At 45.8% G+C, this 214-nt stretch carries 1 rRNA gene; it reads right to left on the minus strand.

Features of this window, described 5'->3' with window-relative positions:
- Positions 1-83 (minus strand): 23S ribosomal RNA (locus BEN26_RS13895); the annotation flags it as partial.
- Between the last annotated feature and the right edge of the window lie 131 nt (positions 84-214).

A 214-nucleotide genomic window follows, 5' to 3' on the forward strand; every position in this document is an offset into this window, starting at 1 on the left:
CCCCGAGGCATATCGGTGTTCGTCCCGTCCTTCTTCGGCTCCTAGCACCAAGGCATCCACCGTGCGCTCTTTGTAGCTTAACCTATGTTTTGCCTTGCTTTTCTTGCTATCTAGTTTTCAAGGTACAACAACGCGCTTGATGCGCTAATATGAAAGGAATCATCCACTTGGGATCATTACTCTTTCAAAACTAAACAGTGTAAAAAGCCTCTCA

The sequence above is a fragment of the Tepidibacillus sp. HK-1 genome (genome assembly GCF_001748485.2).
GTDB classification, from domain to species: Bacteria; Bacillota; Bacilli; order Tepidibacillales; family Tepidibacillaceae; genus Tepidibacillus_B; species Tepidibacillus_B infernus.